Genomic DNA, 24214 nt, shown 5'->3' on the forward strand with positions numbered 1-24214 from the left:
TGGTTAAGTTCACTCACCAAAAGTAGTGATGTTAACGGATTAGCTCGCCATAAGCACGCACGGATCGCCCGTTGCAGGAATTCCAGATCGCGCATTTCATAAAAAGACTCGCGATTAACTAACGATCAGCACATTCATCATCGCCTTTGCCTCCACAACATGACGCAACCCGATAACTGAACCTGTCGCTGCCTGCATGGGCGTTTCGTTGCAGTGTGCACCAGCGAGCTGGAGCCCAAAAAACAATGAAACGCATGCTTTTCAATGCGACACAGGCGGAAGAACTCCGTGTCGCCATTGTCGATGGTCAGAAACTGATTGATCTCGACATTGAATCCGCCGCCAAGGAACAACGTAAAAGCAATATTTACAAGGGGGTCATTACCCGCATCGAACCGTCGCTCGAAGCCTGCTTCGTCGACTACGGTGCCGACCGCCATGGTTTCCTGCCCTTCAAGGAAGTTTCCCGCGCCTATTTCCAGGCCGGCGTCGAACCGGGCAAGGCCCGTATCCAGGACGCCCTCAAGGAAGGTCAGGAACTGATCGTTCAGGTCGACAAGGACGAACGTGGCAACAAGGGCGCAGCCCTGACCACCTACGTTTCCCTGGCCGGCCGTTACCTTGTGCTGATGCCGAACAACCCGCGTGGCGGTGGCGTTTCGCGCCGTGTCGATGGCGACGAGCGCGCCGAACTGCGTGAGATCATGGATCAGTTGGAAGTCCCCGGTGGCATGAGCCTGATCGCCCGTACCGCAGCCATCGGCCGTCAGGCTGAAGAACTGCAATGGGACCTGAACTATCTGCTGCAACTGTGGAGCGCCATCGAAGGCGCAGCCAAGCAGCAGAACGGCGCCTTCCTGATTTACCTCGAAGGCAGCCTGGTGATCCGCGCCATTCGCGATTACTTCCAGCCGGACATCGGCGAAATCCTGATCGACACCGACGAAGTCTATGAGCAGGCCCGTGCCTTCATGGAGACGGTGATGCCGGGCAACATCAATCGCGTCAAGCGCTACAGCGACGACGTGCCGTTGTTCTCACGCTTCCAGATCGAGCACCAGATCGAAACCGCTTTCGTTCGCCAGGTCAACCTGCCGTCCGGTGGCGCCATCGTCATCGATCACACCGAAGCCCTGGTTGCCGTCGACGTCAACTCCGGTCGTGCTACCAAGGGTGCCGACATCGAGGAAACGGCGCTGAAGACCAACCTCGAAGCTGCCGACGAACTGGCCCGCCAGTTGCGTCTGCGCGACCTGGGTGGTCTGATCGTCATCGACTTCATCGACATGGAAAACAGCAAGGCCCAGCGCGAAGTCGAGAACCGCCTGCGCGATGCCCTGCGTTTCGACCGTGCCCGTGTCCAGATGGGCAAGATCAGCCGCTTTGGCCTGATGGAGCTGTCGCGTCAGCGCCTGCGCCCTGCCCTCGCGGAAACCAGCTACATTTCCTGCCCGCGCTGTACCGGCACCGGCCACATCCGCTCGACCGAGTCGGCCGCGCTGCACATCCTGCGCATCCTCGAAGAGGAAGCGATGAAGGAAAACACCGGTGCCGTGCATGTCCAGGTTCCGGTTGATGTCGCCACCTTCCTGCTCAACGAGAAGCGTCCGGACATCCAGGCCATCGAGTTGCGTCACAAGGTCACCATCCTGCTGATTCCGAACGTTCATCTGGAAACGCCGGCGCACACGATCACCCGCCTGCGCCACGATGACCTGAACGGTGACGATCTGCGTGAGCCGTCCTACAAGATGGTTGATCAGCCGCTTGAGGAATCGGTCAAGCAGGCAGCCAAGCAGGAAAATGCCAAGCCGCGTCAGGAAGCGGCAATCAAGGGCATTTCTCCGGATCAGCCGGCTCCGATCATGCCTGAAAAGCTGGAAGCGCCAGTTGTCGTTCAAGCGGCTCCGCAAGAAGGCGGCCTGTTCGCGAAAATTGTTTCTTGGTTCCGCACGCCGGCCAAGCCGGCGGTTGCTGAAGTCAAGCCGGAAGTCCCGGCCCGCAAGGGGCGTGACGGTCGCAACAACGAAGGCCGTCGCGAACGCGGCGAAGGTCGTGGTGACAGTCGTCGCAACGGTCGCAACAATAATCGCCGTGATGAGGCTGAGCGTGGCAATCGCAACGAGCGTACCGAAAAGCCGGTGCGTGAAGAAGCCGCTGCCGGCGCAGAGCGCCAGGAACGTCGCCCGCGCAAGGAGCGCCAGCGTCCTCAGGCCGAAAAACCGGCGATCGAGCAACTCCCCATTGATGTCCAGAATGTATCGGCAGATGTGGCGCCAGAGACTTCGGCCAGTGATGAGCAGGGCAACAGCCGCCGCCGCGGTCGCCGTGGTGGTCGTGGTCGTGGCGAACGTCGCAACGAGCAGGATGTCCAGGCCGCTGCTGGTGAAGCAATCGTTGGTCAGGAAACCGCAGTGGCAGCATTTGCTGTAGATGTCGTCAGCCAGGAAGCAGTCGTCGTTGTAATCCCGGCTGATGAAAAGCTTGCGCCTGAAAGCGTGTCGCAGCAGCCTGTAGAGCCACTTGTGCAGGCTATCGTTGAAACGCCGGTTGTCGAGGTTGTCGAGACGGCAATGCCGGCGGTTGAAGTGGTTGAAGCTGTCGAGGTCGTCAGCGCACCGCAGGTCGTCGAGGCCGTTGTCGAAGCACCTGTTGCGGCACCTGTGGCTGCTCCGGTCGTGGTGGAAGACATTGCTCCGCCTGCACCGGTGGTGCCGGCGGCCAAGCCAGTTGATGTCGAGGCTGCACTGTCGGACAGTGGTCTGGTCATGGTTCAAACGACTTCGGCTGCTGCCGTGGTGACGGTTGAGCCGCCGGTCAAACTGGGCCGTCCGCGCAAGCAGAAAAGTGTCGAGCAGATTGCAGCTGAAGAACTGGTCATGGTTGAAACCCAGAAGTAGCCTTCTGTCACAATCAGCAAAAAGGGCGTCTGCGGACGCCCTTTTCTATTTCAGTGTCTGGTTTCTGGGGCTAGCGGGTACCGAGTTTTTTGCCAACCTCTTCGATCACGCCCTGCGCTGCATCCTCGACCATGTCCAGAACCAGGTCAAAACCATGCCCCAGGCCATAGTAGGGGTCAGGTACTTCTTCATCATCGAAATTCCTGGCGTACTCCATGAACAGCTTGATCTTTGACAATTGTTCCGGCGTTGCCATGCGCTGGAGATTGTCCAGATTGCTCCGATCCATGGCCAGGATCAGGTCGAAATACTCGAGATCCTGCAAGGCGACCTTGCGTGCCCGCAATTGGGAAAGGTTATAACCTCGCGCCGAAGCGGCTCGCTGAGTTCGTGAATCCGGCGCTTCGCCGACGTGATAGCCGTGCGTTCCTGCAGAATCAACTTCAACTTTATCACCCAGGTTATTGATTTTTATAAAATACCTAAGAACAGATTCCGCCGTGGGCGAACGGCAGATATTGCCCATGCAAACAAGCAGCACGCGGTAAATCATTTCCTTTATTCTCCATCAGGGTCGTGTCGCGCCGCGCCGAATACCTGTTCCCTGAGTCGGAAAAGTTCGTCGCGTGCAGCCGCCGCTTTTTCGAATTCCAGGTTTTTCGCACAGTCGAGCATCTGCTTTTCGAGCCGCTTGATTTCCCTGGCGACGGTTTTTTCATCCATGGCTTCGTAGACCGCACGTTGCTGTGCTGCCTTCTGCTCGGTCTGTGCCGATTCGGCATCGTAGACGCCGTCAATGATGTCCTTGATCTTCTTGGACACCCCTCGCGGGACGATGCCATGCAGTCGGTTGAATGCGATCTGTTTTTCCCGTCGCCGCTCCGTCTCGGCGATGGCCTTTTCCATGGATTGCGTAATCCTATCAGCGTAAAGGATGGCTGTGCCATGAATATGGCGTGCGGCACGGCCAATGGTCTGAATCAATGAACGCTCGGAACGCAGGAAGCCTTCCTTGTCGGCATCGAGAATGGCCACCAGCGAAACCTCGGGAATATCGAGACCCTCACGCAGCAGGTTGATGCCGACCAGTACGTCGAACTCGCCCAGACGGAGGTCGCGGATGATTTCCACGCGTTCGACGGTGTCGATGTCCGAGTGCAGGTAGCGCACCTTGATGCTGTTGTCGGCCAGGAAGTCGGTCAGGTCTTCGGCCATGCGCTTGGTTAACGTGGTGACCAGAACGCGCTCGCCAGCGGCGATCCGCTTGCCGATCTCGCCGAGCAGGTCGTCCACCTGCGTGGACGCCGGACGAACGATGACTTCAGGATCAATCAGACCGGTCGGCCGCGCCACCTGCTCAACCACCTGCCCTGCGTGCTGGTTCTCGTAATCGGCGGGTGTTGCCGAGACGAAAACGGTCTGGCGCATGTGCCGCTCGAACTCGTCGAACTGCAGCGGCCGGTTGTCCAGCGCCGACGGCAGGCGGAAACCGTAATCGACCAGGTTTTCCTTGCGCGAACGGTCACCCTTGTACATGCCACCGACCTGCCCGATGCTGACATGAGACTCGTCGATGAACATCAACGCGTCGCGTGGCAGATAGTCGATCAGCGTCGGCGGTGATTCCCCGGGCTGGCGGCCGGAAAAGTGTCGGGAGTAGTTTTCGATGCCTTTGCAGAAACCGATCTGATCAAGCATCTCGAGGTCGAAGCGGGTGCGCTGTTCTATCCGCTGTGCTTCGACCAGCTTGTTGTTGCGGGTGAAGAATTCGATCCGCTCGCGCAACTCCTGCTTGATCGCCTCGATCGCGCGCACGACGGTGGCGCGCGGCGTCACGTAGTGCGACGCCGGGAAAACCGTGAAGCGCAGCGCCTTGTGCAGCAATTGTCCGGTCAACGGGTCAAAAAACTGCAAATTCTCGATCTCGTCGTCAAACAGCGAAACGCGGATCGCATGCTCGGCATGTTCGGCCGGGAAGATATCGATGACGTCACCGCGCACGCGGAAGATGCCGCGATGGAAATCCATCTCGTTGCGCTCGTACTGCATGTCGGTCAGGCGCTTGACGATGTCGCGCTGATCCAGCTTGTCGCCGACGCGCATGGTCAGGATCATGTTGTGGTATTCGTCGCGATCACCGATGCCGTAGATGCACGACACCGTCGCCACGATCACCACGTCACGCCGCTCGATCAGGCTTTTCGTTGCACTCAGCCGCATCTGTTCGATGTGATCGTTGATCGAGCTGTCCTTTTCGATGAACAGGTCGCGCGATGGCACATAGGCTTCGGGCTGGTAGTAATCGTAATAGGAGACGAAGTATTCGACGGCGTTCTCCGGGAAGAACTCCTTGAATTCCGAATACAACTGCGCTGCCAGCGTCTTGTTCGGCGCCAGTACCAGCGCCGGACGACCGGTCCGGGCAATGACGTTGGCCATCGTGTAGGTCTTGCCCGATCCGGTTACGCCCAGGAGTGTCTGGAAGGACAAACCGTCCTCGACACCCTCGACGAGAAGGCGGATGGCCTCAGGCTGGTCACCGGCGGGTGGGAATGGCTGATGCAAACGATACGGGCTGCCATCGAAACACACGACGGGAGTGCTGCTGTTGGTTTCGCTCATGTTAGAATTTTTCGCTTTCACAACGCACAGCACAATGCTGTGCGTTCACTGTTCGTATTATTCCACGGAGTTCTTATGTCCTCTTCGATCTTCGCTGCGGTGGAAATGGCCCCGCGCGACCCCATTCTCGGTCTGAATGAAGCCTTCAACGGCGATGCGCGCGACACCAAGGTCAACCTCGGCGTCGGCGTCTACTTCGACGACAACGGCAAGATCCCGCTGCTGGCTGCCGTCAAGGCCGCCGAGGAAACCCGCCTGAAGGCCGCACCGCCGCGTGGTTACCAGCCGATCGAAGGACCGGCTGCCTACAACACCGCGGTCCAGAACCTGCTGTTCGGCAAGGATTCCGACCTGCTCGCCGCCGGCCGCGTGATCACCGCCCAGGCCATCGGTGGTACCGGCGCACTGAAGATCGGCGCCGACTACCTGAAGCGCCTGAATCCGGAAGCCAAGGTTTACATCAGCAACCCGTCCTGGGAAAACCACCGCGCCCTGTTCGAAGCCGCCGGTTTCATCGTCGAGGATTACGCTTACTACGATGCAGGCACCCGTGGCGTGAATTTCGCCGGCATGAAGGCCGACCTGAACAAGATGGCACCGGGCTCCGTCGTGCTGCTGCACGCCTGCTGCCACAACCCGACCGGCGCCGACATGAGCGACGCCCAGTGGGCAGAAGTCGTTGGCATCTGCCAGGAACGCGGCTTGGTGCCCTTCCTTGATATGGCCTATCAGGGCTTTGCCGATGGCATCGACGCTGATGCCGTGGCGATCCGCGCTTTCTCCGCCTCCGGCCTGCAGTTCTTCGCCTCCAGTTCGTTCTCCAAGAACTTCTCGCTGTACGGTGAGCGTGTCGGCGCGCTGTCCGTTGTCACCGCCTCCAAGGAAGAGTCGGCGCGCGTTCTGTCGCAGGTCAAGCGCGTCATCCGCACCAACTATTCCAACCCGCCGATTCATGGTGGTGCGCTGGTTGCCGCCGTTCTCGCCTCCGGCGAATTGCGTGCCCAGTGGGAAACCGAACTGGCCGGCATGCGCGATCGCATCCGCGCCATGCGCGCCGGTCTGGTTGATGCCATCAAGGCCACCGGCTGCGCCCAGGACTTCTCCTTCGTTGCCCAGCAACGCGGCATGTTCTCCTATACCGGCCTGACCGCCGCCCAGGTTGAGCGGATGAAGGAAGAATTCGGCATCTACGCCGTGTCGACCGGCCGCATCTGCCTGGCTGCGCTTAACACAAAAAATCTGGATTACGTCGCCAAGGCCATCGCTGCCGTGACCAAGTAAGTTGTCGGACAAGGTCATCAGAGGGCGGGATTTTCCCGCCCTTTTTATTTGTCCGCTGTTACCGTCAGGTTTGGCAATTGCCCGTTGACAAGCAAAGGGGCGCGTATCGTTGCTACCGACGAACTGGCGATGAGCATCAGACGACCTTCAACCATGCCGTCCGGGTTCGCCTGAACCTGACCGCTTGCTGTCATCAGACCGGCATCAAGCCGGATATTACGTACCGACACTCCTTTTTTGTCGATGCCGATATCCGCATCGAGCCTGTCGAATCGGGTCACGCCCGAGCGTACGACTGCCCCGGTACCTCGCCTGCCCGCTTCCCCAATGTCCGTGCCATGGATAATGCCGCGAACAATCTCGACTTTCATCTGTGCTGACGCTGACTGCCACATTTGTGCCCAATCGCTACCTTGTCCGTCAATCCGCAAAGTACCGCCTAGGTCTCCTTCGATATTCATCGCCAGCGCCAGATCAGCAGACAATTTGCGCAAGTCGATTCTGGTCAGCAATCCCATGCCTGACATGCTTACGCCATCGTGCCATGAAAGCCGCCAGTCTCCCTTGAGCACACCGCCAAGGAAAGTCGTATCGATATCATTGATTTGCAGATTGTCGGCCTGCAGAACGCCACGTGCCTGCAACGCGGCGAAACTGACTGGCAGACCGGGAGGGCGCCAGGCGCGCCCTTCCATGGCAACATCGAATCCAGCGCCCCGCGGTGTTGCCTTGAGCAAAAGGCTGCGATCCGGATTTTCAAGTTGAGCGCTTTCCAGATGCCCGTTTGCGAGAAGAATCTTGCCGTTCAATGGCCCAAAAACCATCGACGATCCTGCGTGGACCCTGAGATTGCTTATCAGGATCTGGTGCAAGGCAGAGTTTGTCCGGTTTTCATTGAGGGCAGCAAATGGCAGGCCAAGCACATCTTCAACCGATAATTCAGGGTCGAGTGCAGTGATTTTTTCAATGCTGCCAACGCCTCCAAGAATCAATTGCATGGGGTTATGTATTTGCAGTGAGGCAATCCGGCCATCCCGGATACCACTCAAATGGACCCCCTGCAGCAACAGATGTGGTGTCGGCAGGAACTGGAGCGAAACGTCGTCAATCGTCACCGCCGTGTTCAGCATGTTGGTGGCTATGCGTTCGATCTCAATTTTGTGATTGTTGTACGGATAGAGCAACAATCCGAGCACGCACAGCACGATAAACGCGAAAGCCGATCCAAGGATCACGGCAGGTCTGGATTGGCGTGACGGCTGATTTTCCGGTTCGATATCCGCATCGTCATTGATCCCGGTTTTTCTTGTCGACTGCAATTCGTCGTTGTCGACTCGAGATGCTGGCAGGATGGGCTTCCCGAATGAAGAAAAGCGGCTCGTCTGACTATCGCTACCAAGGCTTGTTGGTCCCTTGGTCGTGCCGAAGGTTGAAAACTGGGAAATGGCTGACACCTGCTCTTTGCGAACAGGCAGTTGCCCCTGCTCCCAGGCAGCGGCAGCCGCTGCCAGAGGGACGATGTAGCCACCACTTTCGAGCTCGCGAATGGCGCCCTCGACCAAACGGGCGTTACCGATTTTGGCGGATAGTTCGCCAACCGTCAGCTTTCCATCAACCTGGACCAAAACCATTCTCAGATTGCGCTGAACAACCCGCGTGCTCTGGCGAACCGCCTCGTCCCCGATGGGGGTTTTTGCATAAACCTGACCAGAATTCATTGGCCTGCATCCAATCCTGAAACGACTGATACGACTTGACTCGACAGCATTCTACTCCTATAATGCGCGCTTCCGTTCCTCGATAGCTCAGTCGGTAGAGCGCCGGACTGTTAATCCGTAGGTCCCTGGTTCGAGCCCAGGTCGGGGAGCCAAAAGTTTGATCAAAATGCCCAGCCTCATGGCTGGGCATTTTGCTTTTGTTGGACCGATTTTGCAGCCGGGAGCTCATGCCTCCGCCCTATCTCAGCTACCGTAAAATCGCGATGATGATAGCATTTTTATGTCGTTTGACTCATTTTTCTCCGAAAAATAGCTCTACCCATTTCGATCTACCCCCTTGTTGGCTGTCTTTTGTGCGCTGATAATCCGACGCATGCGCAATGAAACACTTCACACCGAAGATACGCCTGCATCGCTTGTCGGTTTCCAGCCGGCGGTCAGCACTGCAGGCCATGCCGCGGGTACCCTGATCGACAAATATGGGCGTCACGTTACTTACGTGCGTTTGTCGATAACCGACCGTTGCGATTTTCGCTGCACCTACTGCATGGCCGAGGAGATGACTTTTCTGCCGCGCCAGGAGGTCATGAGTCTGGAAGAGTCGCTGCAGGTTGCTCAGGCGTTTGTCAGTCTCGGCGTCAGCAAGCTGCGACTGACCGGCGGAGAACCGTTGGTGCGCAAGAACGTCATGTGGTTGATCGAGCGGCTGGGGGCCCTGCCCGGCCTGGAAAATCTGGTCCTGACAACCAATGGCTCGCAGCTTGATCGCTTCGCCGCCCCACTCAAGGCCGCTGGCGTCAAGCGCCTGAACATCAGTCTGGATACATTGAAGGCCGAGCGTTTTCAGGCCATTACGCGGATTGGCGACTTGTCAAAGGTCCTGCGTGGAATCGAGGCTGCAACGGCCGCTGGTTTTCAGCGTACAAAACTGAATACCGTGATGATGCGCGGTACCAATGATGACGAATTCGTCGATCTGGTACGTTTTGCTGTCGAGCACCAACTGGATATTTCCTTCATCGAGGAAATGCCACTGGGAGAGATTCATGGTCGCAGCAAAACCTATATTTCGTCTGAAGAAACGCGGGAGATGATTGGTCGGCATTACGAGCTCATTCCTTCAACCGAGAGCTCCGGTGGTCCCGCACGCTATTGGCGAATCCCCGGTAGCGAATCACGGATCGGTTTCATCTCTCCGCACAGCCACAATTTCTGCGATTCCTGCAATCGCGTGCGCGTGACTGCCAAAGGAGAGCTTTACCCTTGTCTCGGCCAGAATGATGCACTGAGCCTGTTGCCGGTCATGCGTGCGAACGGCGATGAGGCAGCATTGCGTCAAGCCATTGTCGACAGCATGGGCATCAAACCCTTTGGTCACGACTTTACCCAGCAGATGAACAATCCGCAGGTCGTACGCTTCATGTCGATGACTGGCGGCTGAAGCGGTACGGCGAATCAATGGCCGTTGCCCGCTCTCCCTGGTCGTCATCGTTGCAGCGTCCGCTTCTGGCAGCCGGTCTGCTGCTGGCGGCGGCAACCGGTCTGTTGCTCAATCTTGTACAACCGGGCCTTTTTTCCAGTGCCTTGCTTGTTTCTGCGGGTCTTGCCCTGCTCTGGCTTGGTTACGTCGAATACCAGCATTTCCGCTCGATCTCGCAGGCCTACGATCTTGCCATGCAGGCGGCTCACGATGGGTTCTGGAACTGGAACCCTGTTACCAAGAAATTGCAGGTTGGTTCCCGCTTGTTGCAGATACTCGGCTACCGCCAGGATTTTCTGCCCGACACCCATGCTTGGCTGAGACTGGTGCATCCGGACGATGTGGCTTTTTACAATCGCGCCGTGGCACGCCATATTAAGGGTGAAACGGATCACTTCTACTGCGAGTACCGGGTGCTGGCCAGTGATGGACAGTATCGCTGGATTGCTTCCCGTGGTCTGGCCGTGCGTGATGGACGGGGAACCGCTTACCAGATGGTCGGTTCGGTGACGGACATCACGGAGCGGCGCCAGCATCAGGAAGAGCTGGAGTTTCTTGCCCAGCACGACGTGTTGACCGGTTTGCCGAACCGACTGTTGTTTGCCGAGCATCTGCAGGCGGCAATCACTGAGGGCCGTGAACAAACACATCGTCTTGCCGTGCTTTTCATCGACCTCGACCGTTTCAAGAACATCAACGATACCTTGGGGCACCGTGCTGGTGACCAGATGCTGCAAACGGTCTCGATGACGCTAAGGGCAAGCCTGCCGGCCAATTGTCGTCTGTATCGCCAGGGCGGCGACGAATTCATTGTCTTGATCAATCCATTGCCGGCAGGTACCGATGCCATGGATATTGCACTGAAAATCAAGGAGCAGATCACCGAGCCGATTGCGGGTGGCGAAAACGACTTTTTCACCAGTGCCAGTATCGGCGTCAGTCTCTTCCCGGATGATGCAGGCGACGGGGAGACATTGCTGCGTCACGCCGACACGGCAATGTATGCTGCGAAAGCCGTCGGCGGAAATGCCATACGCTTTCATACCGCCCAGATGGATCAGCGAGTCAGTTTGCGCATGTCGCTGGAAACCAGGCTACGCAAGGCTTTGCAGGAAAACCAGTTCGAATTGTATTTCCAGCCGCAGGTTGCCGCCGAAGATGGCCGCCTGGTCGGCGCCGAAGCCTTGCTGCGCTGGCATGACGGGGATTCGATGATTCCGCCGGATCAGTTCATTCCGGTTGCTGAGGAATGTGGTTTGATCGTGCCGATTGGTGAATGGGTGATTGCCCGGGCTGTCGGCCAGATTGCCGAGTGGCGCAATCGCCATGCGCTGGTACCGCCGATCGCCATCAATCTTTCACCACGTCAGTTCTGGCGCCCTTCGGTGTCGCATTGCATTCTTGACGCGCTGAACTTTGCCGGTCTGCCAACGTCGGTACTTGAAGTCGAGATCACGGAGTCCGTGGTGCTTGATCCTGAAGGCGACAGCATCGAGCAGCTGGGACGGTTGCGTGAAGCCGGGATCGGTATTGCGCTCGATGATTTCGGTACCGGCTATTCTTCCCTCTCCTATCTGCAGCGACTGCCGGTTGGCGTTTTGAAGATCGATCGCTCCTTCATCAAGTCGCTGGTCGTCGACGAAGGCGCGGCGGGCAGCGAGCCACTGGTGCGCGCGATCATCGCCATGGCGCACAGCCTTTCGTTGAAAGTGGTTGCCGAAGGCGTGGAAACGCCCGAACAGCTACAGGCCTTGAGATATCTTGGCTGCGACATTATTCAGGGCTACCTGTTCAGCCGACCGCTCGCGCCAGGTGAATTTGCCGAAAAATACCTGGTTGACCGCAAGAATCCATAAAGCCCCAAAGGGACGTGATCAGGGATATATCTTGCAGAAGCCGATGCCGTTGACCGGGTCGCTGACCAGCCCCAGCAAGGTGAAGAATATCGACATGCCAATGAAAAAGGCGACCCAGCGGGCCGCCTTTCTGTGACGTGCTACCAGGTCCTTGCAGGGCTGGCAGAAGCGCACGCTTGCCTGCTTACAGACCGCGCACCGAGCGCTTGCGTTCGATTTCGGTCAGGAAGCGCTTGCGCAGACGAATCGACTTCGGCGTCAGTTCAACCAGTTCGTCCTCGTCAATGAACTCGACTGCTGCTTCCAGGCTGAGCTGGATCGGCGGCACCAGGCGAACCGCTTCGTCGGTGCCGGAGGCACGAACGTTGGTCAGTTGCTTGCCCTTGATCGGGTTAACAACGAGGTCGTTTTCACGGCTGTGGATACCGATGATCATGCCTTCATACAGCTTGTCGCCCGGGCTGACGAACATGCGGCCGCGATCCTGCAGCTTCCACAGCGCGTAGGCGACGGCTTCACCGTTGTCCTGGGAAATCAGCACGCCATTGCGACGTTCGGCAACGCTGCCATCCTTGACCGGTGCGTATTCGTCGAACACGTGGCTCATCAGGCCGTTGCCACGCGTCAGGTTCATGAATTCGCCCTGGAAGCCGATCAGGCCACGCGCCGGGATACGGTATTCGATACGGACACGGCCGCGACCATCCGGCACCATGTCCTGCAGATCGCCCTTGCGCATGCCGAGGCTTTCCATGACGCCACCCTGGGTGTCTTCTTCGACGTCAACCGTCAGCATTTCGTACGGCTCGCACTCGACACCGTTGATGATTTTCTTGACAACACGCGGGCGACCCACGGCCAGCTCGTAGCCTTCGCGACGCATGTTTTCGAGCAGGATCCCGAGGTGCAGTTCGCCGCGACCGGCAACGTCGAAAACGTCACCGTTCGGGGTGTCATGGACGCGCAGCGCCATATTGGTCAGCAGTTCCTTGTGCAGGCGGTCACGCAGCTGGCGGCTGGTGACGAACTTGCCTTCGGTACCGGCCAGCGGGCTGGTGTTGACCATGAACTGCATGGACAGCGTCGGCTCGTCGATCTTCAGCAGCGGCAGGGATTCCGGGCTTTCCGGGTCGGTCACCGTGCAACCCAGCACCAGATCTTCGATACCGGTGATCTGGACGATGTCACCAGCGTGGCCTTCTTCCAGCTCAACCTTGTTCAGGCCCTTGTAGCCGAAAACCTGGCCAATCTTGGCCTTGATCGGGGTGCGCTCGTGCTCGGCTGCTTCTTCGTCGGTACCGAACATCACCAGCACGTTCTGGCCGGTCTTGACCTTGCCGCGATTGATCTTGCCGACGCCGATGCGACCGACGTAAGACGAATAATCGAGGGCGGTGATCTGCAGCTGCAGCGGTGCTTCAATATCGGTGTCCGGGGCCGGTACGTGGCGCAGGATGGTGTCGAACAGCGGCTTCATGTTCTCGCGCGGCTGATCCAGTTCCATCGCCGCCCAGCCATTGAGGCCGGAAGCGTAAACAATCGGAAAATCCAGTTGTTCGTCCGAAGCACCCAGCTTGTCGAACAGGTCGAAAGTCAGATTGACGGCCTGATCGGGATCGGCGCCGTCGCGGTCAACCTTGTTGACCAGCACGATCGGACGCAGGCCAAGGGCCAGCGCCTTCTTGGTCACGAAACGGGTCTGCGGCATCGGGCCTTCGGCGGCATCGACCAGCAACACCACACCATCGACCATGCCAAGCACGCGCTCGACTTCACCGCCGAAATCCGCGTGGCCCGGGGTATCAACGATGTTGATATGGACGCCTTCGTATTCGACCGAAGTGTTTTTGGAAAGAATCGTGATACCACGCTCTTTTTCCAGGTCGTTGGAATCCATGACGCACTCGACCAGTTGCTGGTGAGCGGCAAAGGTGCCGGACTGGCGGAGAAGCTGGTCGACCAGGGTGGTTTTACCGTGGTCAACGTGGGCGATGATGGCGATGTTGCGAATAGGACGAGCGGACATGGGAGCGAATTTGGCCAGAAAAATCAAAGGCGTGATTCTACCATCCCGTGTTGCGGCGCAGCATCCATTCGTGCAGAAAAGAAGGAAATTTTAGTGCGGGTGATGTTTGGACAGTTGTTCAGACATACTCCTTGCTCACGCTTGCACAGGATTTTTCTCTGTGCCTGGTGGTGGCGCCAAGAGTGTATTTGAAGCTGCCGTTATTCGCTGCGCTGACGCGGATGCGGCCAATTGCCGTCCCTTCCGCCATGCGTGTCAGTACCGCCCCGGCTATTTCCGGCAACAGGGTTCCGTTGAGGATGTGATCGACATTGCGAGCGCCGGAATCAACTTCGGTACAGCGTGCCAGCACGGCATCGACCAGCTTTTCATCCCAGGCAAACTCGGCCTTGTGGTTGGTGGTGATTCGGGACTGGATGCGGTGCAGCTTGAGCTCGATGATCTGCTGCAGCACCGCGTCGGCAATCGGGTAGTACGGTATCACCTTCAGCCGCCCCAGAAAGGCCGGCTTGAACGACTTGTACAAAATCGGCCGCAGCATCTCCGCCAGCGCATCGGCCGCCGGCAGTTCGACGGTTGGCTTGTTCAGGCAGGCCTGCATTATCTGGCTCGAACCAACGTTGCTGGTCAGGATGATCAGCGTATTGCGAAAATCAATTTCGCGGCCTTCGGCATCATCGAGCACGCCCTTGTCAAAAACCTGGAAAAAGAGCTCAAGTACGTCTGGATGAGCCTTCTCCACCTCGTCAAGCAGCACGACACTGTAAGGATTGCGCCGTACCGCTTCGGTCAGGACACCACCCTCGCCGTACCCGACGTAGCCCGGCGGGGACCCTTTCAAACCGGAAACACTGTGCGCTTCCTGATACTCGCTCATGTTGATGGTGACCAGTTTTCTTTCACCGCCATAGAGAATGTCGGCCAGCGCCAGCGCGGTTTCGGTCTTGCCGACACCTGACGGACCGACGAACAGGAACACGCCCTTGGGTTTGTCCGGATCTTCCAGGTTGGCCCGCGCCGTCCTTACCCGCTGAACGATCGCCGCCAGCGCATGATCTTGGCCAATCACCCGCTCTTGCAGAAGTGACTGCAGATTGAGCACGGTCTTTATTTCATCCTTGACCATTTTCCCCAGGGGAATTCCGGTCCAGGCAGCGACGATTTCGGCGACGATATGGCCATCGACCTGCAACGGCACCATCGGGTTTTCGCCTTGTAACTGTCGCAGTGCGACAAGCGCCTCGTCCAGCTGGTTGTTGGCAGAACCCGCTCGGGCCGTATTCTTGCTGCCACGCCTTTTTTTCGTGACAGGGTGGTTGACCGCAGAATTCCCCTCCTCCGCCTGCTTGCGCATTTCGAGTATTCGGGAAACCAGTATTTTTTCTTCCTCGTAGCGCGCCTTGAAATGCAGAAGATCCGATTCGATGGCAGCAATCTGTGCTTTCAGTTCACCGATGCGTGTGTCGTGCCACATGCCGCTGGATGCTTCGCGTTCCAGTGCGGAAAGTTCGGCACGCTCGCGGGCAATGCGCTTCTCGGCCTCGTCTATCAGCGCAGGGGTTGCGCTCTGGCCTAGGGCCACTTTGGCACAGGCGGTATCAAGCACGCTGATGGCCTTGTCCGGCAGTTGCCGACCACTGATATAGCGATGTGAAAGACGCACCGCTTCGGTAACGGCTTCATCCATGACGCGAATGCCGAAATGTTTTTCCATCAGCGGGACCATGCCTCGCAACATGGCTGCGGCGAGCGGTTCAGACGGCTCCTCGACCTTGACAACCTGAAAGCGGCGCGCGAGCGCTGCATCTTTCTCGAAATATTTCTTGTACTCGGCCCAGGTGGTGGCTGCGATGGTGCGCAGTTCACCGCGCGCCAGCGCCGGCTTGAGCAGATTGGCGGCGTCGTTCTGGCCGGACTGGCCGCCTGCACCGATCATCGTGTGCGCCTCGTCGATGAAGAGGATGATCGGTTTCGGACTTTTCTTGACTTCGTCGATGACGTTTTTCAGGCGGTTCTCGAACTCTCCCTTGACGCTGGCACCAGCTTGCAAGAGGCCCATATCGAGGGTGTGCAACGCGACCTCTGCCAGCGGTGGTGGCACATCTCCGGCGGCGATGCGCAAGGCCAGTCCTTCGACAACGGCTGTTTTGCCGACACCGGCTTCGCCGGTCAGAATGGGGTTGTTCTGGCGACGACGCATCAGGATGTCGATGACCTGACGGATCTCCCCGTCACGACCAACGACAGGGTCGACCTTGCCAGCACGGGCAAGCTGCGTCAGATTGCTCGTGAACTGATCAAGTGCGGGAGTTTTGCAAACTTCAGGTGCTGCGCTTCGAGTTGCGCTCACCTTTTCTTCCACGCCGTCGTGAGTTTCAGCCAAACCACGGACCTCTGCTGCTTCGGAAGAAGCTTCAGTCATCTTGTCGAAGTTGTGCTTGAGTTCATCCAGTCTGACCTTGGTCAGTAGCCTTGAGCCGCGGAAGGCCAGTTGCACCAGTTCGGGCGCCGTGAGCAATGCCAGCAGTAGATGACCGGAACGAATACGCGGCAAGCGGGCGTCAAGAGAGGCGATCAGCCAAGCCTGCTCGAACAGCTTGGGAAGGTGCATTGAAAAAACCGGCGTGCGGTTGTTGCCGGTCTTGAAGCCGTCAATCTCATGGTTGAGTTCGCGCTCAAGGCCAGTCGGACTGATTCCCGATAGTTTGGCAATGACCACCAGATCACTGCCAGGTTGTTCGAGAAGCGCCAGCAGCAGATGTTCCAGGTCAATTTCGTAGTTGCCTCGTGAAATGCACAAACCGGCGGCACGTTCGGTTGCCTGGCGACAGGTGGAATTCAGTTTGCTGATCAATGTCTTCAATGACGTACTCATTGGCTATTGCTTTCTTTATTGGGGTATCTAATGAATCGCGTGGGTGATGTAGCGGCAGTCGCCGCGGTCATTTAGCTCTGGACGGCTGGCGATGAAGGTGTCGTAACCAAGTTGGCAGCCCTGTCCGGCGAGCAGGACCAGAGGACGTACATCCTCGGCACGAAGGATTGGCCGAATTTCAAACTCGAACTCTCCTCCCGTCGTCAGATTCAGCAGCTTTTCAAGGGCTTTTGCCAAGGCACCGCAGGGCATGAATTCGGTGTAGCGCTCATGCGTCAGTGGTCCGATACTGATGCGGATGCGCAGGTTACGTTGCCAAACCCGTTCGCCGACCAGTGTATTGGTGCCGAGCAATGAGTTTTTGTTGCCAAGCGTGGAGCGTTGCTCTGGCGGCACAACACACCAGCGTCCGACGAATTGCTCGATCAAAACGATTTCCCGAAAATATCCGCAGAGCAACCGTTTCAGGGCTTCAGCAGAAAACGGACGCTGCCGAATAAGGCCGGTAAAGCAGGCCAGCGATTCATCTTCAACGACACCTGGATGGCTGTTCAAGCGTTCGCGCAGCGTATCAAAGCCCATACCGCCGAGTGCCAGGATCAGAGGCAGGAATCGGTCTTTTCGATTTCCTTCATACTGGATTGGCAGCTTGTATTTTTTCCAGGCCCGATAGAAATGACCGACTGCCCGGTTAGTAAACAGATCAAGAAAAGCCCGTCCGGCGGTATCGCGGTTGAACCGCTCATGGAGAATCACCTGCTCGGTGTAATGAATAGGCAGGGTGCCATTGACGCCCAGCATCCCCATGAAACTCGGCGTGATCTCAACCTGTTCCAGCTCCGCTGTTTCGAGGCCTTCATCATCAAGTCGGTAGCCAGACTGCATGCTGTCTACCTGGCTTGGCGCAAAACCGAGGCGCAGCGAGTTGCGGAAACGGATTTGTTCGCTAACTGCATCATTGTTCACGGAGCCTGCTGTTTTCCGGAACACGAGTTCATAGAGTCGTACCAGATGGAAAAACTCGTAGCGTTCCGGAGTCAGTTGACTCTGCTCTATTACCCCAGGATCGATTCGCCGTTGCGTGGTGCGCATCGGATCAACTCCTCTCCGGTTCTTTTTGAAATTACAAGCAACTGGACAAAACTATTCAGGCCCACGTACAGGCCAAGGAAACGATCGATACAGCGGCTGAAAACATCGAGGCCGCTACCCACGAAACTTGACTCGTCGATCGTGAGCCGGACCTCCAGGCCACGGATAAAGCAGGCGAATGGCTTGCCGGGCATCCAGAGAGTCTTGCTTGTTTGTTCAATACCGAGCACACCTTCGATTTGTCGTCGTGTGCTGGCGGTTCCCGGTAAATCATAAAGAGCGAGCATTTCCTGAAATGCCTTGAGGCCAGTATCTGTCAGCGATAACTGATTCAATGACAGGTGGGAAATGATTCGCCATTGACCATCCCGCCGGTGGTCAAACCGGCTTGGCTGGCTGGGTTTGCGCAACAACTTGATCGAACGAACGCTTGAGCCGCCTTCAAGAAAGAGATCCCCAGACGGAAGTCCTACCGACATCAGTGTTGGCAATTCCCGATTGGTGCAAGTCAGTTGAAGGCTCAGTACATCGGTTTTGGGCTGAACTGGATCAAAGTCGGCGTCGACAATGGATAGCGAGGTTTCGTAACCCGGACTGGTTTCGGCAACCATCGGATCTCGTTGCGCGTACCAGTAGTACCCATTCCGTTCAGGCGTTTCTCCGTGGCGCAACGAAAAGAACGGACGAAATTCGGTAATTGACTCACCCTGAGGGGTTTGTCGAATACGCCTTACCGAGTCGATGGAATAGATATCGTACGCGTAGGCCCTGCGTCCATCAGCAACGACTGGGTAGGCGGATTGGCGATGATTGATCCTGACCGGATCGCCGCGCTGGGCGAAAAGATTGACAACAGGGACGCATCCAAGTCGCAGATTCTGTGTTGTCAGTGTCTGCAGGAGGCGAGAGGTATCACTGTCGGCACGAATGCTGCCCAACGCAATACTCAGCCTGATTGTTGCTTCGCCAAGGATTTCCGGTGGTATTGCAGCAAGATCGATATCAAAAAAATTGAATTTTTCCGGAAAGCAGAAATACTCGGTCAGATAGCGATAGGCGCCATGCGCAGTGTCCGGCATTTCGAACAAGGCCTCGTCTTCGGCAAAACCGACTTCACTGATCAAACCAGGCTGTGCGATACGCCAACGCTGGTCAGTGCCGATGGCGTAGACCTTCAATTGCCGAAGAAAGAGCGAATCCCGCAAGGCTGAAGCTACTGAGGGCTCTGCATCAATGTAGACACGCAGGGTCTTCAGTTGCCGAAACCCGTCTTTAACGCTGTCGCCGTGCAAGGCCAGCGAAAACGAAAGCAGCGCATTGCTGCCGACTGGCAGACGTACTTCTCCTGGGGCTGCGGCGATTGGGTCAAAAGTCAGATTTTCGATGCTGACCGGGGTCAGCTGCACATTCCATGCCGTACGAAATTTGCATACAGCTCCCTTGATTGGCCGTGACTGCAGTTCGGTATTGCGAGGAATGCTGGAAACGCTACCCTGTCCGCGTCCGTAGTCGAAATGCGCAATCGAGCAACTTGGAAACGGGCGGAGGTAGTGCGGGTACAGAACATTGAGCAAGGCTTCTGTAAACTGCGGGTAGCTGTCCTCGAGTTTTTTCGAGACGCGCGCCGTGAGCAACGCGAAGGACTGGATCATCCGTTCGACGTGCGGATCGTCACACCCCTCTCCCGATAGCAGCAATTGCGCAGCAAGTTTGGGATAGCGTTCGGCAAACTGGCGGGAATGCTGACGCAGAAAAGCAAGCTCTCGCTCGTAGTAAGGAAGAAGATCTTCCAATTAAGCTCCTGTTCGCGGTCTATGCCGACTGACGGAATATTGGAGGCTGGTCGGTTGCAGCAGGGCGTCGAATGCAACTGGCTCCTGTGCCGGTCTGACGTACAAAACGGCATTGATCGAGAAATACAGGGCATTCACCGTCTTGCGGTGAAGTTCAAGCGCTACTCGCACATCGCGAAGTCGAGGTTCGTGGGCGACGATGGCACCTTCAATGGCTGTGCAGATACGGCGCCGGTCATGGACGTTGGCCAGGCTCAGTCCAGCAAAATCGCTCATGCCGAATCCGGCGACCGAGTCCGCAGCCAGTGGAAACTCGCTGCACCATTGCTCATCGAGAATCGCCCTGGTGTTCAATAAAGCTTCAAGGTCTCGCGCTACAGAATCCTTCAGCTGGTCAAGCGAAAGGCGTCGACGCACAGCCCCGACGGGCAGATCGTCGAACAGCTTGTCAAATAGGGATGGCTCGAAACCTTTCGTCATGAGAAAGGGCGGAAACCGGGTTCCGCCGCTTCTTTCAAAAGAACATCAACTCAGATTCGGCGTGTTCTTGGCAAGATTCCATGCTCCCTGAATATTGACCTTGCCGGACTTGTTGCCGTCGATATTCAGTTCATCGTAGGTCCATTTGACTGCCGAGTATTTGAGGGAGAAGATTTCCTTTGGAATACCTTCATCATCAACCGAGGGGGATACTGAGGCGATGATGACGTTCTTCAGTTCAATTTTCATGTATTGATGACGATTTTGTGTTCCGGATGGGTTGCCAGTCGTGTTTTTCCCGCCGAATGCCCGGTAAAAATAGATGACAACATCGTTCACCACCAAGCCGGAAGAGCAGGCTTGGTAAAGCTTGGGACTGGAACCATCAATGTCCTTGGTGAAGATCATTTCACCGTGCTCGACCCGTTCTGCGGTATGGCCGCCAGCCCCGGATGCTGTAGCAGATTTCGGCTGACGCATCGTATGGCTCCAGCTCGATACCTCCACCTGGTCCTTGTGCTTGGAATCGCGGGAATCGCCCTTGATATCGCTTCCCATGAACTCAACGTATATATCCTTCATTTCGTGCTTTCTCCTAGGTAATAAAAAACATCAGGGTTTACTTGACTGCGGCAACTCAGCGACCAAGCGCAAGGACACCGAGAGTTCGTCAAGCTGGAAGTGCGGCCGGATGAACGATACGGCGCGATATACGCCGGGGCGCCCTGGTACTTCACTGACTTCGACTGACGCTTCCCGCAATGGGAACTGCGCCTTGGTTTCCTGTGATGCCGAGTCGTCGGCTGTCACGTATTGATCGACCCAGCGTTGCAGGTAATTTTGAACATTGGCCGCTGATGCAAAACTGCCGATTTTGTCCCGCATCATTGCCTTCATGTAGTGCGCAATCCGGGAAACAGCGAACATGTACTGGAGTTGTGCAGACAGCGAAGCATTGGCATTGGCGGAGTCGGTGTCGTACTTCCTCGGCTTCTGTGCTGACTGGGCTCCGAAGAAAGCCGCATAGTCGGTATTCTTGCAATGCACCAAAGGGATGAAGCCGAGGTCGCTCAGTTCCTTCTCCCGTCGGTCGGTAATCGAGACCTCGGTCGGACATTTCAGCGCAACCTCTCCATCATCGGTACGGAAAGTATGGGTTGGCAGATCTTCCACCAGCCCTCCCCCCTCCACACCGCGGATCGCTGCACACCAGCCATGATTCTCAAAAGCGGTGGTCAAACGAACAGCAAAGGCAAACGCTGCATTGCACCACAAGTATTTTTCATGATTCGTACCATCGACTTCCTCGACATAATTGAAGCCTTCCGTGACCTCTCCGTCGATCGGGTTGTATGGCAGGCGCCCCAGGAATCGCGGTAGCGCAAGACCGACATAGCGTGAATCCTCGGACTCGCGAAATGACTTCCACTTTGCGTATTCAACGGTATCGAACACCTTCGACATATCGCGTGGCTTGCCTAATTCGGTGTAGGTCTCGAGTCCGAACAACTGAGGAGCTGCGGCTGTGATGAATGGGGCATGTGAAGCTGCTGCGATGTGCGACATCTGCTCGATGAAGTACATGTCTTCCGGTTGCCTGGTCAGTTCAAACTGGCCGATCAGGCTACCGAATGGTGCGCCGCCAAATGTTCCAAACTCTTCCTCGTAGACCTTTTTGAACAAGGCGCTCTGGTCGAAATCGATGGCTGTCTTGAAGTCCTTTACCAGTTCGCGCTTGCCTGCATTGAACAGTTTGATCTTCAGTTGTTGCCCGGTCGACGTCTGCTTGCACAGATAATGGAGTCCGGTCCACGCGCTTTCGAGCGCCTGGAACTCCGGCGCATGCATGACTTCGCTCAATTGTTCGGAAATCAGGCGGTCGAGTTCTGCGACGCGTGCATCCAGAGATGCCGCGAGATTTTCCGAAACGACAACCTCTCCGTCGAGGACCTGGTGAACAAGCTCATTGATGATGTCCCGTGCCCGATCTTTTTCCTGGTCTGATTGAGCAACCCTGCTTTCTTCGATGATCTGGTCGAGAATGGTGGACTCGCCTGCGGTGCTGCCACTGACAAATACCTGTTGCGCACTCATCGTCCATCTCCTTCGCTCTGTTTGTCGTCGAGCTGACGAAGTTGTTCGGTGTTGTTCAGTATTTCGGTCAACAGGTCTTCGAGTTTTTCGTTACCTGCCAGCTTGTTGCGTAAATCAGCCAGTTTCGCCCTGGCTTCCTGAAGCTTGCGCAAGGGCTCTACCTGCTGCACGACTGATTCCGGGCGGAAGTCCTCGAATTTCCTGAACTCGACATCCACGCCCAGTTCCCCTCCTTCCGATGTCAGGCGATTTTTCACCCTGAAGGCTGCGCGAGGTGCCATGCCATCCATGACGTCGTCAAAGTTGTCCATGTCGATATTGACGAACTTGCGGTCACGTACTTTCCCCTGATATTCCCGGGATTGCGCGGTGAAATCACCGAGTACTCCAACCACGAATGGGAGTTCCTTGACCTCGATGGCGTCACCAATCTCGACATCGTAGGTTAATTGGACACGGGGAGGTCTGACCTTCTGCAAACGTTTCTGAATGCTTTCTTTCTTCGCCACAACTTTCTCCTGATTGAATTCGAATCAAACGTACTAAATTCGAACTTTAATGCATTTTGTTTATTTAAGCATGCCAAATGGATTTCCGGTTGTGGCTGTCGCCTGCCCTTTGGGCGGCGAGGTGTCCCCGGGAGGGGTTGCCGACTGGGTTCTTGCCTTGGCCCGCGCAATGGCTTTTTTTCTGGCGGCAACCGCTTCGCGTTTTTTTCTTGCTTCCAGTTCGGCCGGTGGAACCAGGACATCTTCACCAAGGATCTCGCGCATCACCATTGCAAGGTCAGTAGCGTCAGCTCTGGCTCCCCCCTTGAGATCAACGTCATTCCGGAGTTCAGTAAGTGATTGAGCTGCTACGCGCAGTCCGGAAACCGCCCGAATGCTCTTGGCGACCTGGTCTGCCCTGTCCCGTTGCAGGGCCTCTTCAGACGAAACAATGGCTTGCGAGTAGTTTTTTGCATCAAAGTGTATTTTTGCCATATGAACCCATGGCTCTTTTCTGTCGGGCTTCGCTCGCGCAACATCGGTGAGAAGATTTATTGCCTCTTCCTTTTTCCCGCTGTCCGCCAGCAAGTCCGCTTTCTGTGAAGACAGGGTCATCAATTCGAGAAACTGATCCTTGCTGACCAGAGGCTCGGTTGTGGCGCAACCGGAAAGTACTGCCATGGCAACAAGGATCATCGGCAAGGATGACCATTTTGAGGCGAGCATACACACTCCTGAAATTATTGCTTCAAATAAAATGACAATGGGTTTGCCTGATGCAGGACGGCATAGTACATTAACGTTCTGCGTGTAATCAACCCATTTGCATATATGCCAAACAATTTTTTTGGAACAGTTGCTGCCGCTGCGGGTGATCGGATTCGTCATGTCGCTGCTGGAGGCGCAGCGATGGTTGTGCTCATTTTTGCCGCACTGGCTTCCGGTTGCGCGACGACATCAGGGGTGCAATTGGCGGGAACTGCCATTGGTATTGTTCTCGAGGCAACTGGCGTCCTGAAGAAGGATGGAGATCCTGCCAAGCGGGTCAGGGACTTGTCAGTCAGGATATTCGGGGGGGAGGAGTTGAATACGACAAGCAGTGGTGTCCCGATGTCGCTGGTCGCAAAAATCTACGTTTTGCGCTCCCCGGAGCGTTTACGCACACTGACCTATCCACAGATGACCAGCCAGGAAGGTGAAAAGGAGGCATTTGGAGAAGATCTGATCATGGTTCGCGAAGTCACGATCATTCCCGGCAAGTCTTATGAGCTGCCTTTCAAAATTCCGGGCGACGCAACGACTATCGGCATTGTTGGCATGTATCGCGCCCCCTATTCCTATCGCTGGAAACTCGCGTTCGATGCTGGCAATTCATACAGCACCGGCATCGTTGTTGGCGCTCATGCATGCGCACTGACAGCCAGCAAGGGGGCGTTGCGATCGGATATCAGTCCCGATACAGTGCAGTCACTGGTCGGCGTTCAATGTAATACACAGAAGTCGTAGACC

The 24214-nt window shown here is 56.5% G+C and carries 18 protein-coding genes and 1 tRNA gene; 6 read left to right on the plus strand and 13 right to left on the minus strand.

What is annotated here, in order from left to right:
• The first annotated feature begins 245 nt into the window (after positions 1–245).
• Entirely contained in the window at positions 246–2900 is a 2655-nt protein-coding gene (locus tag BJN45_RS07285; protein WP_076093501.1) for an Rne/Rng family ribonuclease, read from the plus strand.
• A 70-nt stretch (positions 2901–2970) separates the two neighbouring features.
• Here BJN45_RS07285 and BJN45_RS07290 read toward each other — a convergent pair whose 3' ends face one another.
• Together BJN45_RS07290 and uvrB are read right to left on the minus strand one after the other, a co-directional pair.
• Entirely contained in the window at positions 2971–3453 is a 483-nt protein-coding gene (locus tag BJN45_RS07290) for a low molecular weight protein-tyrosine-phosphatase (protein WP_170873046.1), read from the minus strand.
• Between the two features lie 5 nt (positions 3454–3458).
• Positions 3459–5522 (minus strand): excinuclease ABC subunit UvrB, encoded by a 2064-nt coding sequence (gene uvrB / locus BJN45_RS07295; protein ID WP_076093503.1) that lies wholly within the window; start codon positions 5520–5522, stop codon positions 3459–3461.
• Between the two features lie 75 nt (positions 5523–5597).
• Here uvrB and BJN45_RS07300 point away from each other — a divergent pair, with 75 nt between their 5' ends.
• Positions 5598–6803, plus strand: coding sequence for an aromatic amino acid transaminase (locus BJN45_RS07300; protein ID WP_076093505.1), 1206 nt, complete (start codon positions 5598–5600; stop codon positions 6801–6803).
• A 44-nt stretch (positions 6804–6847) separates the two neighbouring features.
• Here BJN45_RS07300 and BJN45_RS07305 read toward each other — a convergent pair whose 3' ends face one another.
• On the minus strand, positions 6848–8521 hold the full coding sequence (locus BJN45_RS07305) for an AsmA-like C-terminal region-containing protein (RefSeq protein WP_076093507.1): 1674 nt from the start codon (positions 8519–8521) through the stop codon (positions 6848–6850).
• A 76-nt stretch (positions 8522–8597) separates the two neighbouring features.
• On the opposite strand from BJN45_RS07305, the gene BJN45_RS07310 reads away from it, so the two are divergent.
• The 3 genes from BJN45_RS07310 (at position 8598) to BJN45_RS07320 (ending at position 11857) form a co-directional block, all read left to right on the plus strand.
• Positions 8598–8673, plus strand: a tRNA-Asn gene (locus BJN45_RS07310).
• 221 nt (positions 8674–8894) lie between these two features.
• Positions 8895–9962 (plus strand): GTP 3',8-cyclase MoaA, encoded by a 1068-nt coding sequence (gene moaA / locus BJN45_RS07315; protein WP_083651008.1) that lies wholly within the window; start codon positions 8895–8897, stop codon positions 9960–9962.
• A 17-nt stretch (positions 9963–9979) separates the two neighbouring features.
• Positions 9980–11857, plus strand: a complete 1878-nt coding sequence (locus tag BJN45_RS07320) for a putative bifunctional diguanylate cyclase/phosphodiesterase (RefSeq protein ID WP_083651011.1) — start codon at positions 9980–9982, stop codon at positions 11855–11857.
• Positions 11858–11875: 18 nt separating this feature from the next.
• Here the strand turns inward: BJN45_RS07320 and BJN45_RS17775 are convergent, their stop codons facing one another.
• The 10 genes from BJN45_RS17775 to BJN45_RS07365 all read right to left on the minus strand — a co-directional run bounded on the left by BJN45_RS17775 (position 11876) and on the right by BJN45_RS07365 (position 23593).
• Entirely contained in the window at positions 11876–12031 is a 156-nt protein-coding gene (locus BJN45_RS17775; protein WP_170873047.1) for a hypothetical protein, read from the minus strand.
• 10 nt (positions 12032–12041) lie between these two features.
• Entirely contained in the window at positions 12042–13883 is a 1842-nt protein-coding gene (gene typA, locus BJN45_RS07325) for a translational GTPase TypA (protein ID WP_076093512.1), read from the minus strand.
• 118 nt (positions 13884–14001) lie between these two features.
• A complete protein-coding gene (tssH, locus tag BJN45_RS07330) occupies positions 14002–16737 on the minus strand; it encodes a type VI secretion system ATPase TssH (RefSeq protein ID WP_240494514.1) in 2736 nt (911 codons plus the stop codon).
• A 48-nt stretch (positions 16738–16785) separates the two neighbouring features.
• Positions 16786–17850, minus strand: a complete 1065-nt coding sequence (gene tssG / locus BJN45_RS07335) for a type VI secretion system baseplate subunit TssG (RefSeq protein ID WP_076093516.1) — start codon at positions 17848–17850, stop codon at positions 16786–16788.
• Positions 17814–19643 carry a type VI secretion system baseplate subunit TssF gene (tssF, locus tag BJN45_RS07340; protein ID WP_076093518.1) on the minus strand — a complete coding sequence of 610 codons (1830 nt, stop codon included), beginning with the start codon at positions 19641–19643 and terminating at the stop codon, positions 17814–17816. Before tssF ends, tssG begins: the two co-directional genes overlap by 37 nt.
• Positions 19644–20123 (minus strand): type VI secretion system baseplate subunit TssE, encoded by a 480-nt coding sequence (tssE, locus tag BJN45_RS07345; RefSeq protein WP_076093520.1) that lies wholly within the window; start codon positions 20121–20123, stop codon positions 19644–19646.
• Between the two features lie 45 nt (positions 20124–20168).
• Positions 20169–20705, minus strand: coding sequence for an Hcp family type VI secretion system effector (locus BJN45_RS07350; RefSeq protein WP_076093522.1), 537 nt, complete (start codon positions 20703–20705; stop codon positions 20169–20171).
• Between the two features lie 30 nt (positions 20706–20735).
• The gene (gene tssC, locus BJN45_RS07355; protein ID WP_076093524.1) at positions 20736–22217 is read right to left on the minus strand and encodes a type VI secretion system contractile sheath large subunit; all 1482 of its coding nucleotides are present in this window, start codon (positions 22215–22217) and stop codon (positions 20736–20738) included.
• The gene (gene tssB, locus BJN45_RS07360; RefSeq protein ID WP_076093526.1) at positions 22214–22726 is read right to left on the minus strand and encodes a type VI secretion system contractile sheath small subunit; all 513 of its coding nucleotides are present in this window, start codon (positions 22724–22726) and stop codon (positions 22214–22216) included. The genes tssC and tssB overlap by 4 nt, the downstream gene beginning before the upstream one ends.
• A gap of 60 nt (positions 22727–22786) precedes the next feature.
• Positions 22787–23593 carry a tetratricopeptide repeat protein gene (locus tag BJN45_RS07365; protein ID WP_170873048.1) on the minus strand — a complete coding sequence of 269 codons (807 nt, stop codon included), beginning with the start codon at positions 23591–23593 and terminating at the stop codon, positions 22787–22789.
• 21 nt (positions 23594–23614) lie between these two features.
• On the opposite strand from BJN45_RS07365, the gene tssJ reads away from it, so the two are divergent.
• On the plus strand, positions 23615–24211 hold the full coding sequence (tssJ, locus tag BJN45_RS07370; RefSeq protein WP_076093529.1) for a type VI secretion system lipoprotein TssJ: 597 nt from the start codon (positions 23615–23617) through the stop codon (positions 24209–24211).
• Positions 24212–24214: the final 3 nt, after the last annotated feature.

This window comes from Azonexus hydrophilus, from assembly GCF_001956855.1.
Lineage (GTDB): Bacteria > Pseudomonadota > Gammaproteobacteria > Burkholderiales > Rhodocyclaceae > Azonexus > Azonexus hydrophilus_A.

Bases quoted from the DNA above. Each gene is read 5' to 3' on its own strand.
- BJN45_RS07285 (WP_076093501.1), top strand. From the start codon at position 246: ATGAAACGCATGCTTTTCAATGCGACACAGGCGGAAGAACTCCGTGTC.
- BJN45_RS07320 (WP_083651011.1), top strand. From the start codon at position 9,980: ATGGCCGTTGCCCGCTCTCCCTGGTCGTCATCGTTGCAGCGTCCGCTT.
- BJN45_RS07290 (WP_170873046.1), bottom strand. From the start codon at position 3,453: ATGATTTACCGCGTGCTGCTTGTTTGCATGGGCAATATCTGCCGTTCG.
- uvrB (WP_076093503.1), bottom strand. From the start codon at position 5,522: ATGAGCGAAACCAACAGCAGCACTCCCGTCGTGTGTTTCGATGGCAGC.
- BJN45_RS07350 (WP_076093522.1), bottom strand. From the start codon at position 20,705: ATGAAGGATATATACGTTGAGTTCATGGGAAGCGATATCAAGGGCGAT.
- tssG (WP_076093516.1), bottom strand. From the start codon at position 17,850: ATGCGCACCACGCAACGGCGAATCGATCCTGGGGTAATAGAGCAGAGT.
- tssC (WP_076093524.1), bottom strand. From the start codon at position 22,217: ATGAGTGCGCAACAGGTATTTGTCAGTGGCAGCACCGCAGGCGAGTCC.
- BJN45_RS07365 (WP_170873048.1), bottom strand. From the start codon at position 23,593: ATGACGAATCCGATCACCCGCAGCGGCAGCAACTGTTCCAAAAAAATT.
- tssJ (WP_076093529.1), top strand. From the start codon at position 23,615: ATGGTTGTGCTCATTTTTGCCGCACTGGCTTCCGGTTGCGCGACGACA.
- typA (WP_076093512.1), bottom strand. From the start codon at position 13,883: ATGTCCGCTCGTCCTATTCGCAACATCGCCATCATCGCCCACGTTGAC.
- tssE (WP_076093520.1), bottom strand. From the start codon at position 20,123: ATGACGAAAGGTTTCGAGCCATCCCTATTTGACAAGCTGTTCGACGAT.
- moaA (WP_083651008.1), top strand. From the start codon at position 8,895: ATGCGCAATGAAACACTTCACACCGAAGATACGCCTGCATCGCTTGTC.
- BJN45_RS07300 (WP_076093505.1), top strand. From the start codon at position 5,598: ATGTCCTCTTCGATCTTCGCTGCGGTGGAAATGGCCCCGCGCGACCCC.
- BJN45_RS07305 (WP_076093507.1), bottom strand. From the start codon at position 8,521: ATGAATTCTGGTCAGGTTTATGCAAAAACCCCCATCGGGGACGAGGCG.